The sequence below is a fragment of the Pseudonocardia endophytica genome (genome assembly GCF_004339565.1).
GTDB lineage: Bacteria > Actinomycetota > Actinomycetes > Mycobacteriales > Pseudonocardiaceae > Pseudonocardia > Pseudonocardia endophytica.
In genome coordinates, this window is the sequence record NZ_SMFZ01000001.1 from 2,839,301 (window position 1) to 2,852,116 (window position 12,816).

Genomic DNA, 12,816 nt, shown 5'->3' on the forward strand with positions numbered 1-12,816 from the left:
CGGTGGACGGGCCTTGACACGACCTGGAATCGATCCCATAGTGGAATCTATTCCACATCGTGCTCCCGCCGCCCGTCCACCAGTGCGGCCCGGCACTCGTCCCGTGAGGACGCACGTCAGATTGGACGCCAGCACATGGACGTCGGCGCGCCGATTACCCAGGCACCGCCCTTCACCCTGCTCACACAGCTCGTCGGGGACCCCGACCAGCTCGAGATCTTCTCCGAGCGTGGCGCGATCGAGAGCTGGCTCGCCGTCGAGCGGGCACTCGCACTCGCCCAGGCCGAGCACGGGATCCTGACCGACGACGAGGCCGTCGCGATCGCCTCGGCGGCCCGCTACGACAACGTGGACCGTGCCCGCCTGTGGGGATCCGCCCGCAACGTCGGCTACCCGATACTCGGGCTCGTCGGCGAGATCGGCCGGTCGCTCGGCCGGCACGACGCCGGTCGGGTCCATTTCGGAGCGACCACCCAGGACATCATGGACTCGGGCCTCGCCCTCCAGATCGTCCGGTCGGTGGGTGCGCTCGACCGCGATCTCGGCCTGCTCGGGGATGCCGTCGCGCGGCGGGCCGTCGAGCACGCCCACACCGTGATGCCCGCCCGCACGCACGGCCAGCAGGCGGTCCCGACGACGTTCGGGGCGACGCTGGGGACCCTGCTCGCCGAGCTCACCCGGCACCGGGCCCGGCTCGCCGAGGGACGCGCGAGACTGTCCGTCGTCTCGCTGTTCGGGGCGGGCGGCACCGCCGCGGCGCTGGGGCCGCGGTCCCGGGAGGTCCGGGCGTCGGTCGCGCGCCTCCTCCGTCTGCGCGACCCCGGGGTCTCCTGGCACGTCGGTCGCGACGTCGTCGCGGAGTTCGGCTGGCTCTGCACGACGGTCACCGCGACCTGCGCGCGGTTCGCGCGCAACATCGTCGACCTGTCCCGCACCGAGATCGGCGAGGTCTTCGAGCCCTACGCCACGCACCGCGGCGCGTCGTCGACGATGCCGCAGAAGGCCAATCCCATCTCGTCGGAGATCCTGATCGGCCTGGCCGGGACGGCCGGATCGCTCGCGTCGTCGCTGGCGCGGATCCAGGAGGCCGGCCACGAGCGGGCGGCGGGCGAGTGGCAGATCGAGTGGCAGGTGCTCCCGCAGCTGGCGGTGCTCGCCGGCAGCGCGCTGAAGGAGGCGACGACGCTGGCCGACGGGATGCGGGTGGACGCCCGGCGGATGCGCGCGAACCTCGACCTCGACGGCGGCCTCGTCATGGCCGAGGCACAGATGATGCGTCTCGCCGACGACATCGGGCACGACGTCGCGCACGATCTCGTCTACACCGCGGCCCACCGCGCGCGGGAACGGGGTGGCGGGCTCGCCGACGCGCTCTACGAGGCAGCGGGTGCGCGCGGCCGTCCGGACCTGTTGCGCGCCCCGCTCCCGACCCCGGAGTCCCACCTGGGCGAGGCAGCGACCGCGGTCCGGACCGCGGTCGATCAGTGGTCCCGGACCCCACCCGGCGCGCCGGAGCCCGACCCCCCGGTGGCCGGGCTGGCCACGACCGGCCCCCGGCCACCGGTGCCCGGCGCCGCGAGTCCGGACCCTCCGCACCTCCGGTCGGAGTCGCTCGTCGCGCAGAAGCACGCCGCCTCCGAGATCGAGAGCAGATCATGACGACGTCACCCGCCGCCACGCGTGGGGCCATCGACCACCTCGACACCCGCCTGTCCGTCGGCGGTGTCCGCCGCGACGCCGCGACCGGCCGCACGTTCGGTGTGGAGAACCCGGCGACCGGCGAGATCGTCTGCGAGGTCGCCGACGCGAACGCCGCGGACGCGCTGGACGCGCTGGACGCGGCCGCGGCCGCCCAGGACGGATGGGCCGCGACCGCGCCACGGGAGCGGTCGGAGATCCTGCGCCGCGCCCACGACGCGCTCGTCGCGCGCACCGACGAGATCGCCGAGCTGATCACCCTCGAGATGGGCAAGTCGCTGGCCGAGTCGCGCGGCGAGGTCGCCTACGGCGCCGACTTCCTGCGGTGGTACGCCGAGGAGGCCGTGCGCATCGCGGGCGAGTGGCGGGTCAACGGTGCGGGCGACGGCCGGATCCTGACCATGCGTCAGCCGGTCGGGCCCTGCCTGCTGATCACGCCGTGGAACGTGCCACTGGCCATGCCCACCCGCAAGATCGGCCCGGCGATCGCCGCCGGGTGCGCCATGATCCTCAAGCCGGCCGAGCAGACACCGCTGACCGCGCTGCTCGTGGCCGACGTGCTCGCCGAGGCGGGCCTGCCGGACGGCGTCCTCAGCGTGCTGCCGACGTCGGACCCCGCACCGGTCAGCGACGTGCTGATGCGCGACCCGCGGCTGCGCAAGGTGTCCTTCACCGGTTCCACCGAGGTCGGCAGGCTACTGCTGGAGAAGTCCGCCGGCACCGTCCTACGCACGTCGATGGAGCTCGGCGGGAACGCCCCGTTCGTGGTCTGCGCGGACGCCGACGTGGACGCGGCCGTGGCCGGCGCCATGATCGCCAAGATGCGCAACATCGGTGAGGCGTGCATCGCGGCGAACCGCTTCCTCGTGCACGCAGACGTCGTCGAGGAGTTCGCGACGAAGCTCGCCGCCCGGATGGGGTCGCTGGACGTCGGCGACGGCAACGCCGACGGCCCCCGGGTCGGACCGCTGATCGACGCCGCGGCCCGGGACAAGGTCGCGGGCCTGGTAGCGGACGCGACGGCGTCCGGGGCGCGCACGCTGGTCGGCGGCACGGTGCCGGACGGTGCCGGGTACTTCTACCCGCCGACCGTCGTCACCGACGTCCCACCGTCGGCGCGGATCAACCGTGAGGAGATCTTCGGCCCGGTCGCGTCCCTCTCGGTCTTCCACGACGAGGACGACGCGATCCGCAGGGCCAACGACACCCCGGCCGGCCTGATCGCCTACCTGTTCACCCGCGACGTCGGCCGGGCCGTACGTCTCGCCGAGCGGCTGCACACCGGCATGGTCGGGCTGAACCGCGGTTACGTCTCCGACGCGAGCGCACCGTTCGGCGGGGTGAAGCAGTCCGGGCTCGGCCGGGAGGGCGGCTCGGCAGGCATCGCGGAGTACCTGGAGACGAAGTACGTCGCGTTCGGGCTCTGACCAGCGCGGCGGAGGGGACACGGTGGCACTCGAACTCCCACCCGAGGAGCGCCTGACCGCGGGCGACCTCATCGCGGAGGTCGCCGACAAGTCCCCGGACACCGGGCCGAACACGTCGGTCTGGCCGGGCCTGACGTTCTACCGCTTCACCCGGCCGCAGCCGGCCCAGTGGTCGATGGTGGAGTCGTTGTCCCTCTGCTGCGTGCTGCAGGGAAGCAAGCGGGTGGTCGTGGACGGGCAGGAGTTCCGCTACGACCCGTTCAGCTACCTCGTCTTCACCGGCGGCACGCACTACGAGACGCAGGTACTCGAAGCGGGTGTCGAGAAACCGTTCCTGTCGTTCGTGCTGCAGATCGGACCCGGCCTCGTGCGCTCCGTTCTCAGCGAGATGGCGGACCCGTCGACGACCGCGGCGGGCAGTGCGGTTCCCAACCCAGGCAACTCCAAGGCATACGTTTCCCCGGTGGACCAGAATCTCATGGGTGCGGTTCTCCGATTTCTACGTTCCCTCACCGCGAATATGGACAGGCGCGTTCTGGCACCCACCTATCTGCACGAGATCACGTATCGGTTGATGCGGGAGGCGCAGGTGGCCCGGCTGGTGGATGCGGCCACCACCGAGCAGGACACGAACCCCGTCTCGGAGGTCATTCGATACGTCCGCGAGCGGATGTCGGAACCGTTGACGGTCGCCGACCTGGCACACCGGGTCCGACTGAGCCAGACCACCCTGTCGACGGTCTTTGCCGAGGCCACGGGCATGACCCCGTACCAGTTCGTCAAGCGGATGCGCCTCGACGAGGCCCGGGTCCTGCTGCTCCGCGACGACGTGAACGTGGGAGAGGCCGCCCGCAGCGTCGGCTATACGAGCCTGTCCCATTTCATCAACGAGTTCAAGCGCTATTACGGCACCACTCCCCGGGCCTACGCCGCCACACAGCGTCGGAACATGGGCGCCGGACCCGGGGAGACGTACCGGAGGTCCGACTTCCGCGTCTGATCCCACGGGAATGGGCACATTTTCCGCGGGATCGCGACTAGGGGGTGGCCGAACGCCGCTTCTACAGTGTTGTCCGACGGCGATCCAGCCCAAAGGAGGAGTTGCGATGCCACGTCTGATGTTCCTCGTTTCGAGTGCTCATAGTCTGCCACTCGACGACGGTACGACCCACCCGACCGGATATTTCGCAGAAGAAGCGTTGACGCCGTACGAACGGTTCGTCGCGGCCGGCCTCGACGTGGATGTGGTCACCCCGGACGGGCGGCCACCGTACGCCGATCCGTACGGCCTCGACCCGATCTTCCACTACCCCGACGAGGACGAGGACTTCCTCGCCTCGGTCACCCGGACGTTCGCCCACGACGTCGACGACATCCGGCTCACCCTGCGCCACCTGACCGAGCTCGGCATGATCGCCGCCCGGCGAGTGTTCTTCGCGCTCCGCGAGGAGGGTCTCACCGCCTCCGACGCGCGGGACCTGGTCGACCGCGCGGCACGGATCTGCTGGGAGCAGGACCGTGAGTTCGTCGAGGTCCTCGTCTCGGAGAACCTCGCGGGCCCGCTGAGCGCGTCGCGCGTCCAGGCCGCCCTGGACGCGGTGAACCTGGACAGCCGCGCGGAGTCCGATCGGGTCGCCCGCGCGCTGTCCGAGATCGAGGGATTCCGCGCGCCGCTGGACCTGTCCCGGATGAGCGTCGAGCAGATGGCCGCCTACGACGCCGTCTTCGCGCCCGGCGGGCACGGCCCGATGGTCGATCTGGCCGACGACGACCAGGTCCAGAGGCTCCTCGCGGTACTGCACGAGAAGACCGCGCCGATCGCCTCGCTGTGCCACGGACCCGCGATGCTCCTCGCCGCCCCGGCCGGGACCGACGGGCAGTGGATCTTCGACGGGTACCGCGTCACCTCGATCACGAACGAGGAGGAGTACCAGACCGAGCCGGCTGCCCGGCCGGTCGCCGACGAGTCGCAGCGGCCGACCGGTGCCGTGCCGTGGCAGCTGGAGTCGGCGCTGCGCAACGCCGGGGTCGTGTTCGACGACGCCCGCGCCCCGTGGACCTCGCACGTCGTGGTCGACCGCAACCTGATCACCGGTCAGAACCCGAACTCGTCGGAAGCGGTCGCCGACGCGGTCCTGAAGTCGCTCGATGTTCTCTGATGTCCGATCCGGGGCGGCTCGGCTGGTCACGGGCCTGACCCGTCGACGCGCCCGGCACGACCCCGACCACCACGATGGGAGCAGCCCCGTGACCGTCCCCGACGGCAGACCCCCCGCAGCCGAGTTCTGGGCCGGACTGGCCGACCGCGACGTGGCGGCGGCGTTCTCGGTCGTGGCCGACGACGCCGAGGTCACCATCATCCCGGCCGGCGTGGTCGGCACGTCCGACGCCGGGCGCCGGTTCTTCGAGGACACCGTGTCCGCGTTTCCCGACGTGGAGTTCTTCGTGAAGAACTCCTTCACCGGGACCGACGGCGTCACCGTGACCGAGGTGTCGATGGAGGGCACCCAGGCGGGCGACTACCTCGGTGTGATCAACCAGGAGAAGCACATCGACGTCGACCAGGTCTGGCTCGTGCACGACGACGGGAACCAGGTCCGGTCCATCACCGGCTACTGGTGCCAGAACCAGCTCTACCGGCGGCTGGCCGTGAAGCGTCTCGACCAGGTCGCCATCATCTGAGGAGTCGTCATGACACTGGCAAGCCAGGAACGTACGACGTCGAGCACCACGGCCGCCGTCACCGCGTTCTTCGACGCCTACCGCGCGCAGGACGTCGAGGGAATGGTCGACTGCTGCTCCGACGGCGCGTCGTTCGAGTACATCCCGTTCGAGATGTGGGGGCGGCAGCGCGTCACGCGCGGCGCGGGAAAGGTCCGGACACTCGGGAAGCCGCTGTGGACGGGAATGATCGACGCTTTCCCCGATCTGACGAACACGGTCCGTTCGATCACGGCCGACGCGGCCGGTAACGCCGCGGTCCAGGTCGTTCTCTCCGGGACCCAGAGCAGCGCGTGGGGCACCATCGCCGGCCGCGGTCTGAGTTTCTCCGAACCGAACCTGTTCGTGATGCGTGTCGACGACTCGTCACTCATCGAGTCCATCACCTGCTACTGGGACTGCGCGAGCGTCGCACGGCAGCTCGGCCACCTCGAAGTCGACTGAGAAGGGAATGCAATGACGCTCCTGAAGCGGGAAGAGTGGCAGGACATCGTCCGGGACGTCGACTGGACGTACGGTTTCGTCGACGACGACGCGGTCTTCCCGGACTGGCAGTCCGGGACCGGGAAGATCCCGCGTGCGGACTGGTCGAAGTGGGAGGAGAGCTACAAGGTCTCCTACCCCGAGTACGTGATGACCCAGCACGAGAAGGAGGGCGCCGCCTACGCCGTCAAGGCCGCGCTGCAGCGGTCGAGGACGTTCGAGTCGCTCGACGCGGGATGGAAGTCGGCCACGAAGATGCACTTCGGTGGCGTCTCCCTGGTCGAGTACGCCGGGCTGCTCGGCGAGCTGAAGATGGCCCGGTTCGGCCTGAGTCCCTCGTGGCGGAACATGGCCGTGTTCGGCGCGCTGGACGAGATGCGGCACGCACAGATCACGCTGTTCTTCGGCCACGAGTTCGTCGCGAAGGACCCGCAGTACGACTGGTCGCAGAAGGCGTTCCACACCAACGACTGGGCGTCGATCGCGCTGCGCACCCTGTTCGACGGGATGATCATCGGCCCGGACGTCGTGGACCTCGCGGTCCAGCTGCCGATGACGTTCGAGACCGGGTTCACGAACCTGCAGTTCGTGGCCCTGTCCTCGGACGCGCTCGAAGCGGGCGACATCAACTTCGCCAACATGATCAGCTCCATCCAGACCGACGAGGCGCGGCACGCCCAGCAGGGCGGCCCGACCCTGGAGCTGCTCGTCGAGCACGACCCGGTCCGAGCACAGTGGACGATCGACAAGTACTTCTGGTTCTCCGCCCGCGCGTTCGCCGGGCTCACCGGACCGCCGATGGACTACTACACCCCCGTCGAACACCGGAAGCAGTCCTACCGGGAGTTCATGGAGGAGTGGATCATCGACCAGTTCGTGCGCACGCTCGAGGACTACGGGTTGCGCAAGCCGTGGTACTGGGACGAGTTCATGCAGGGCCTGGACACCTGGCACCACTCGTTGCACCTCGGGTTCTGGAACTACCGGCCGACGGTGTGGTGGAACCCGCCCGGTGGGGTGGACGCCGACTCCCGCGACTGGCTCCGCGAGAAGTACCCCAACTGGGACAAGTTCTACCTCGAGAAGTGGGAGGTGATGGCGGAGAACATCACTGCAGGAAACGTCGAGGCGACCCTCCCCGAGACGCTCCCCTGGCTGTGCAACATGTGCCACTTCCCGGCCATCAACCCCTCGTTCGGCCGTGACGGGAAATGGCGGGTGCGCAACTACCCGCTCAAGCACAACGGGACGACGTACTACTTCTGCACGAAGGGCTGCCGGCAGATCTGGTGGGAGGACCGCGACGCGGTCAACCACCACACCGTCGTCGAGCGATTCCTGGGCGGCGAGATCCAGCCGATGGACATGCCGGGAATCCTGAACTGGATGGGCCTGACCCCGGACGTGATGGGGGACGACGCCGACGGCTACGCGTGGGCGGAATCGTTCGCCCCGGCCGAGGACCACGGCGGCCTTCTCGTGGCGGGCGGTTCCGGACGATGACCGGCACCGAGACCGCTCCCGAGCCGGAACTGGTCCCGCTGAACGGGATCTTCGCCGACGATTACTCCCAGCTCCTCATCCCGGTGATGTCGAACGAGACGGTCGCCGAGCTCGCCGAGAAGGTCGCCTACCACAGCGAGGGGAAGCGCGTCCGCAAGCAGGACAAGGAGAAGGTCGTCTACCACGAGTCACGCGTCGTACCGATGCACCTGACCGTGGCCGAGGCCGGGATCAAGCCGCTCGACCACGTGCGCGTCGACTACAAGGACTGAGGACCAGACCCATGGACAACCCCGTCGGCCCCGTCCTGCGCATGGGCGACGACGTCGAGCTCGTCGTCGCGGCCATCGAGGACGACAACCCGGACCGCGAGATCGAGGTCATCGACCGCGGCGCGTACGTCCGGGTCCAGGCCTCCGGTCACCTGAGGGTGACGGCGGTGTCGCTGAAGCGACACCTCGGTGAGGCGTTCGAGATCCGATCCCTCGAGGGCATGCTGTCGTCGTTCTCGGGCCGGATCAACACCAGCAGCGACGCCATCGAGTGGTCGCTCGGCCGGCGCGCCGCCACGACCACCGCGGCCCGCTGAGAGGAACACGACCATGACCGAGACACCGTCGGCCCCGCCGGCCGGCAAGCGACTGCGAACCTGGAGCGCGTTCGGCGACATCCGCAAGCGTCCCAGCGAGTACGAGATCGTCACCGAGGGCGCCAACTGGACGCTGCGATCGGGCCGCAAGGCCCCGCTGGAGGGCAACCCGTCCTCTCCAGGGAACCTGTGGCTGACCACCTACCGGGACAAGTCTCCGCTGCAGGTCGAGGACTGGGGCGGGTTCCGCGACCCGGACGCCCAGACCTACCGCTCCTACGTCGCGCTCCAGGACGAGCAGGAGAGTCAGGTCAACGGCCTGCTCGAGCAGTACGCGGAGGCCGGTGCCGATGCCACGCTCGGCGAGCGGTGGCGGCACGTGCTGGCGCACCTGCTCACCCCGCAGCGCTACCCGCTGCACGGGCTGCAGAAGATCGAGGCGTACCTCGGCTACGTCGCACCGTCGCCCTACATCACCAACGCCGCCGCCCTCGGCACGGCGGACCTGCTGCGCCGGGTGACGCGGGTGGCGTACCGGACCCGCGAGCTCCAGCTCGCCCACCCGGAGGGTGGCTTCGGCACCGGGGAGCGCGAGGTGTGGGAGCGCGCGCAGGGATGGCAGCCCACCCGCGAGGCGGTCGAGCTCGCGCTGATCTCCTACGACTGGGCCGAGGCGTTCACCGCGGTCAACCTGGTCCTGCTGCCCACCCTCGACGACGTGCTGCTGCGCCAGTTCGGCGACGTGGCACGGGAGAACGGGGACGAGCTGACCTGGCTGCTCAACTCCTACCTGAGCCGGGACACGGAGCGCCGGGCCCGCTGGTCGGCGGCCCTCGCGCGCTACGCCGTGGAGCACCGGCCCGCCAACGCCGACGTCCTCGGGAAGTGGATCGCGAGGTGGAGCCCGAGGGCGGACGCCGCGGCGGAGTCGCTTGGCACGCTGCTCGAGACGCTGCCGGAACGCGGCCGGGCGGCGGGCGTCGTGGCGGACCAGGCCCGGGACGCCCGCACCCGGTTCCACGCCGAGCTCGGGCTGGTGCCGGCCACGGCCGGCTGAGACGACAGCAGAGGAGGAGGAGATCCGTGGCCCCCGTGAACGACGTCTCGCCCGGTCCGTCGAGCGCCGCTCGGAGCTGGACTCCCGCGTTCGCCGAGGACGACCTGTGGGAAGGAGACATGGTCGGCGTCACCGTCGACGGCGAGAAGGTGCTGCTGCTGAACGTCGACGGCGAGATCCGGGCGTACCGGAACCGGTGCCCGCACCAGGACTGGGCCCTCGACGAGGGCGAGTTCGAGGACGGGACGCTCACCTGCTCCCGTCACCTGTGGGAGTTCGACGCCGTCACGGGCAAGGGCATCAACCCCGACGACTGCGCGTTGACCCGGTTCCCGGTCAAGGTCGAGGCCGGCGAGATCTCGGTCTCGGTGTCCGGATGACCGGGTCCCGGTTCGTGATCGTCGGCGGCGGCGCGGCGGCGGCATCGGCCGCCGCCGCGCTCCGCAGGGCGGGTTACGACGGGGCGGTGACCGTGGTGTCCGCCGAGGGGATGCCGCCCTACGAACGGCCCCCGCTCTCCAAGGGCTTCCTCACCGGTGCATGCGGCCGCGCGGAGCTGCTGCTGCACCCGCCGCAGTGGTACGACGAGAACGGCGTCGAGCTCGTGCTGGACACCCGGGCGGAGTCGGTCGACGTGCCCGGCCACGTCGTGCGGCTCACCGGAGGACGGCGGATCGCCTACGACCGCCTCCTGCTGGCCACCGGCGGCACCGCCCGGCGGCTGCCGGTACCGGAGTCCGAACGGGTGCTGTGCCTGCGCGAGGTCGGGGATGCCGAGGCGCTGGCCGGGCGGCTGGCGCCCGGAGATCCGCTGGTCGTCGTCGGCGGCGGCTTCATCGGGTGCGAGATCGCGGCGTCGGCTCGGGAGCTCGGCGTCGACGTGACGATGCTGGAGGCCGGACGGGTCCCGCTGCAGCGCGTCCTCGGGGACCAGGCGGGTTCCGTGGTCGCCGAGCTCCACCGGGAGCGCGGGGTCACCGTCCGCACCGGCGAGACGATCGAGACGATCGAGTCCGGGGCGGACGGTGCCGTCGTGCACACCACCACCGGGCCGATCGAGTGTGCGACGGTCGTGGTCGCGCTGGGCCTGACGCCGGCCACCGGCCTGGCCGCGGGCGCGGGCATCGCGGTCGACGAGGCGACCGGCGGCATCCTGGTGGACCGGTTCTGCCGCACCTCGGCCCCCGACGTGTACGCGGCCGGGGACGTCGCGGCACACGAGCATCCCGCCTACCCGCGACCGGTGCGGGTCGAGCACCACGACCACGCGGTGCGCCAGGGCGCCGCGGCTGCCCGCAGCATGCTGCACGGCGACACCGAGCCGTACGACGACCTGCACTGGTTCTGGTCCGACCAGTACGAGTTCAGCCTGCAGCAGATCGGCCGGGCCGACGGGTGCGACGGGTCGGTCGTGCGGGGCTCGCTCGACGAGCGGTGCTTCTCGGTCGTCTCGCTGGCCGACGGGCGGGCCCGGTCGGTGTTCGCGTTCGACCGCGCCACCGACATCCTCGGCGGGCGACGGCTGATCGCCTCCGGACGGCAGGTCACGGCGACCGAGCTGGCCGACACCTCGGTGAGCCTGAAGAAGCTCGCCACGGCAGAGAGGGAACGGACATGAGCAGCGCCGTCGTCGAACCGTCCGCGCGGGCCGACCCCGGCCCGAGCCGGGTGTACGTCGGGCGGACGAACCAGGCCAGGGTCGATCCGCGACAGGCCCTGCGGGTGCTGGAACGGGTGGACGGGATGCGCGCCCCGGACGCGGTGGCGACACTGCGGTTCGCCGCCGGCTCCGTGTGCGTCGAGGTCGCGAGGGTCGTCGAGCAGGCCGTCGCACGAGCGAGGTCGACGTCCGGCGTCGACGAGGACGCGCTGGTCGTCACCGGCTTCGAGGTCGGTGACGGGGAAGCGATCACCCGGGTACGGCGGCTGGCCCACGGCCGTGCCGACTGGATCACCACGCGGACGACGTCCGTGCGGGTCGAGCTGACCGACGTGCGAGTGGAACGGGAGGAGCCGTGATGACCGCGAGCACCGTCGGGACCGACCGGCTGCGGGACGCCCTGTTCGACGTGATCGACCCGGACCTGGGTGTGAACGTCGTCGACCTCGGGTTCCTGTACGCGATCGAGTCCGGCCCGGACGGCCGCGTCAGCCTGAGGATGACGCTGACCTCACCGGCCTGCCCGCTCACCGGCGTGATCGAGGACCAGATCCGGGCCGCGCTGGTCGACACCGGCCTGGCCACCGCCGTCGACGTGGAATGGGTCTTCGTCCCGGCGTGGACCCCGGCCCGGATCACGGAGGACGGGCGCGACCAGCTCAGCGCCATCGGCTTCACCCTGTGACGACGACACCCGGACCCGGACGGGCCGGCCGCTGATCCAGCGGCCGGCCCGTCCGTCGTCGTGCGTCAGGACGCCAACGCCTCGACGATCGCGTTCGCCATCGGGGCGCTCGACGCCGGGTTCTGCCCGGTGAACAGGTTCCCGTCGCGCACCGAGTAGGCCTGGTACGCGGCACCGCCCTCGTGCAGGGCGCCCCGCTCACGCAGCCGGCTGGCGAGCAGCCACGGCGCCCCCTCTGCGGTGCCGAACATCTCCTCCTCCTCGTCGGTGAACGCGGTGAGCCTGCGACCGGCGAACCGCCACTCGCCCGCGTCGTCGACAGCGCTGAGCAGGGCGGCCGGGCCGTGGCAGACGGCACCGATCAGCTTGCCCGCGTCGTCGGCGCCCAGCAGGAGCCGGCCGAGGTCCCGGTCCTCGAACAGGTCGACGACCGGACCGTGCCCGCCGGGCAGGACGATCGCGTCGTAGTCGTCGAGCGCGACGTCGGACAGCCTCAGCAGGGGCCCGAACGCGGCGAGCGCCTTCTCCGCGTGCTCGACGTACTGCCCGCAGTCCTCGCCCGCGATCGCCGGATCGGCGCTGTGCTTGTCCAACGGCTGCAGGACCCCGCCCGGGGAGGCGAAGTCCACCGTGTGACCGGCGTCGACGAAGATCTTGTGCGGCGCCGCGAGCTCCTCGGCCCAGTAGCCGGTCGGGTAGGCGGACCCGTCGTTGCGGACCCAGGTGTCCGCAGCGGACATGACGATCAGGATCGTGGACATGCTCGTCCTCTCGTAGCGATCGGTGCAGGTCGGACGGGCGACGCCGGTGAGCCGGGGGGCTCACGGGCCGCCCCCTTCGCGGGGGGCGGCCGGTCGGGGTCGTCCGTCCTGGGTGGCGCCGCGTCGTGGCCGCGGCGTGGTTCAAGCCTCGCGCCGCGGCCACCGGCTCGGGGACGCATGATGAGCCCTGCTCGACCTGGTACCGCCGTGACGAGGACTCCCAGGCCCACCT

The 12,816-nt window shown here is 70.8% G+C and carries 15 protein-coding genes; 14 read left to right on the top strand and 1 reads right to left on the bottom strand.

Annotated features, from left to right (window positions below; genetic code table 11):
* The first annotated feature begins 135 nt into the window (after positions 1–135).
* From EV378_RS12930 to EV378_RS12995, 14 genes are all read left to right on the top strand, one after another.
* Positions 136–1,659 carry a class-II fumarase/aspartase family protein gene (locus tag EV378_RS12930; protein ID WP_132424460.1) on the top strand — a complete coding sequence of 508 codons (1,524 nt, stop codon included), beginning with the start codon at positions 136–138 and terminating at the stop codon, positions 1,657–1,659.
* Positions 1,656–3,125 carry an NAD-dependent succinate-semialdehyde dehydrogenase gene (locus EV378_RS12935; protein WP_132424463.1) on the top strand — a complete coding sequence of 490 codons (1,470 nt, stop codon included), beginning with the start codon at positions 1,656–1,658 and terminating at the stop codon, positions 3,123–3,125. The genes EV378_RS12930 and EV378_RS12935 overlap by 4 nt, the downstream gene beginning before the upstream one ends.
* 22 nt (positions 3,126–3,147) lie before the next feature.
* Positions 3,148–4,125, top strand: a complete 978-nt coding sequence (locus EV378_RS12940) for an AraC family transcriptional regulator (protein WP_132424466.1) — start codon at positions 3,148–3,150, stop codon at positions 4,123–4,125.
* Between the two features lie 199 nt (positions 4,126–4,324).
* Entirely contained in the window at positions 4,325–5,284 is a 960-nt protein-coding gene (locus EV378_RS12945; protein WP_243653423.1) for a DJ-1/PfpI family protein, read from the top strand.
* 88 nt (positions 5,285–5,372) lie between these two features.
* Positions 5,373–5,807, top strand: a complete 435-nt coding sequence (locus tag EV378_RS12950; RefSeq protein WP_207908654.1) for an ester cyclase — start codon at positions 5,373–5,375, stop codon at positions 5,805–5,807.
* Between the two features lie 9 nt (positions 5,808–5,816).
* Entirely contained in the window at positions 5,817–6,290 is a 474-nt protein-coding gene (locus tag EV378_RS12955) for a nuclear transport factor 2 family protein (RefSeq protein ID WP_132424475.1), read from the top strand.
* Between the two features lie 12 nt (positions 6,291–6,302).
* The gene (locus EV378_RS12960; protein ID WP_132424478.1) at positions 6,303–7,832 is read left to right on the top strand and encodes a ferritin family protein; all 1,530 of its coding nucleotides are present in this window, start codon (positions 6,303–6,305) and stop codon (positions 7,830–7,832) included.
* Positions 7,829–8,104 (top strand): toluene-4-monooxygenase system B family protein, encoded by a 276-nt coding sequence (locus tag EV378_RS12965; protein ID WP_132424481.1) that lies wholly within the window; start codon positions 7,829–7,831, stop codon positions 8,102–8,104. Before EV378_RS12960 ends, EV378_RS12965 begins: the two co-directional genes overlap by 4 nt.
* Positions 8,105–8,115: 11 nt before the next feature.
* A complete protein-coding gene (locus EV378_RS12970; RefSeq protein WP_132424484.1) occupies positions 8,116–8,421 on the top strand; it encodes an MmoB/DmpM family protein in 306 nt (101 codons plus the stop codon).
* Positions 8,422–8,434: 13 nt separating this feature from the next.
* The gene (locus tag EV378_RS12975) at positions 8,435–9,478 is read left to right on the top strand and encodes a ferritin family protein (RefSeq protein WP_132424487.1); all 1,044 of its coding nucleotides are present in this window, start codon (positions 8,435–8,437) and stop codon (positions 9,476–9,478) included.
* Between the two features lie 26 nt (positions 9,479–9,504).
* Positions 9,505–9,858: a Rieske 2Fe-2S domain-containing protein gene (locus EV378_RS12980; protein WP_243653424.1), complete on the top strand. Its 354-nt coding sequence runs from the start codon at positions 9,505–9,507 to the stop codon at positions 9,856–9,858.
* A complete protein-coding gene (locus EV378_RS12985) occupies positions 9,855–11,096 on the top strand; it encodes an NAD(P)/FAD-dependent oxidoreductase (RefSeq protein ID WP_243653425.1) in 1,242 nt (413 codons plus the stop codon). The genes EV378_RS12980 and EV378_RS12985 overlap by 4 nt, the downstream gene beginning before the upstream one ends.
* Positions 11,093–11,497 carry an uL22m family ribosomal protein gene (locus EV378_RS12990; protein WP_132424490.1) on the top strand — a complete coding sequence of 135 codons (405 nt, stop codon included), beginning with the start codon at positions 11,093–11,095 and terminating at the stop codon, positions 11,495–11,497. Before EV378_RS12985 ends, EV378_RS12990 begins: the two co-directional genes overlap by 4 nt.
* Positions 11,497–11,823, top strand: a complete 327-nt coding sequence (locus tag EV378_RS12995) for a metal-sulfur cluster assembly factor (RefSeq protein WP_132424493.1) — start codon at positions 11,497–11,499, stop codon at positions 11,821–11,823. The genes EV378_RS12990 and EV378_RS12995 overlap by 1 nt, the downstream gene beginning before the upstream one ends.
* A 65-nt stretch (positions 11,824–11,888) precedes the next feature.
* Here EV378_RS12995 and EV378_RS13000 read toward each other — a convergent pair whose 3' ends face one another.
* Positions 11,889–12,584 carry a type 1 glutamine amidotransferase domain-containing protein gene (locus tag EV378_RS13000; protein ID WP_132424496.1) on the bottom strand — a complete coding sequence of 232 codons (696 nt, stop codon included), beginning with the start codon at positions 12,582–12,584 and terminating at the stop codon, positions 11,889–11,891.
* Positions 12,585–12,816 lie beyond the last annotated feature (232 nt).

What these genes read in the sequence shown, in the direction of transcription:
- EV378_RS12930 (WP_132424460.1), top strand. Translation starts at nt 136, where the DNA reads ATGGACGTCGGCGCGCCGATTACCCAGGCACCGCCCTTCACCCTGCTC.
- EV378_RS12935 (WP_132424463.1), top strand. Translation starts at nt 1,656, where the DNA reads ATGACGACGTCACCCGCCGCCACGCGTGGGGCCATCGACCACCTCGAC.
- EV378_RS12955 (WP_132424475.1), top strand. Translation starts at nt 5,817, where the DNA reads ATGACACTGGCAAGCCAGGAACGTACGACGTCGAGCACCACGGCCGCC.
- EV378_RS12960 (WP_132424478.1), top strand. Translation starts at nt 6,303, where the DNA reads ATGACGCTCCTGAAGCGGGAAGAGTGGCAGGACATCGTCCGGGACGTC.
- EV378_RS12965 (WP_132424481.1), top strand. Translation starts at nt 7,829, where the DNA reads ATGACCGGCACCGAGACCGCTCCCGAGCCGGAACTGGTCCCGCTGAAC.
- EV378_RS12970 (WP_132424484.1), top strand. Translation starts at nt 8,116, where the DNA reads ATGGACAACCCCGTCGGCCCCGTCCTGCGCATGGGCGACGACGTCGAG.
- EV378_RS12975 (WP_132424487.1), top strand. Translation starts at nt 8,435, where the DNA reads ATGACCGAGACACCGTCGGCCCCGCCGGCCGGCAAGCGACTGCGAACC.
- EV378_RS12985 (WP_243653425.1), top strand. Translation starts at nt 9,855, where the DNA reads ATGACCGGGTCCCGGTTCGTGATCGTCGGCGGCGGCGCGGCGGCGGCA.
- EV378_RS12990 (WP_132424490.1), top strand. Translation starts at nt 11,093, where the DNA reads ATGAGCAGCGCCGTCGTCGAACCGTCCGCGCGGGCCGACCCCGGCCCG.
- EV378_RS12995 (WP_132424493.1), top strand. Translation starts at nt 11,497, where the DNA reads ATGACCGCGAGCACCGTCGGGACCGACCGGCTGCGGGACGCCCTGTTC.
- EV378_RS13000 (WP_132424496.1), bottom strand. Translation starts at nt 12,584, where the DNA reads ATGTCCACGATCCTGATCGTCATGTCCGCTGCGGACACCTGGGTCCGC.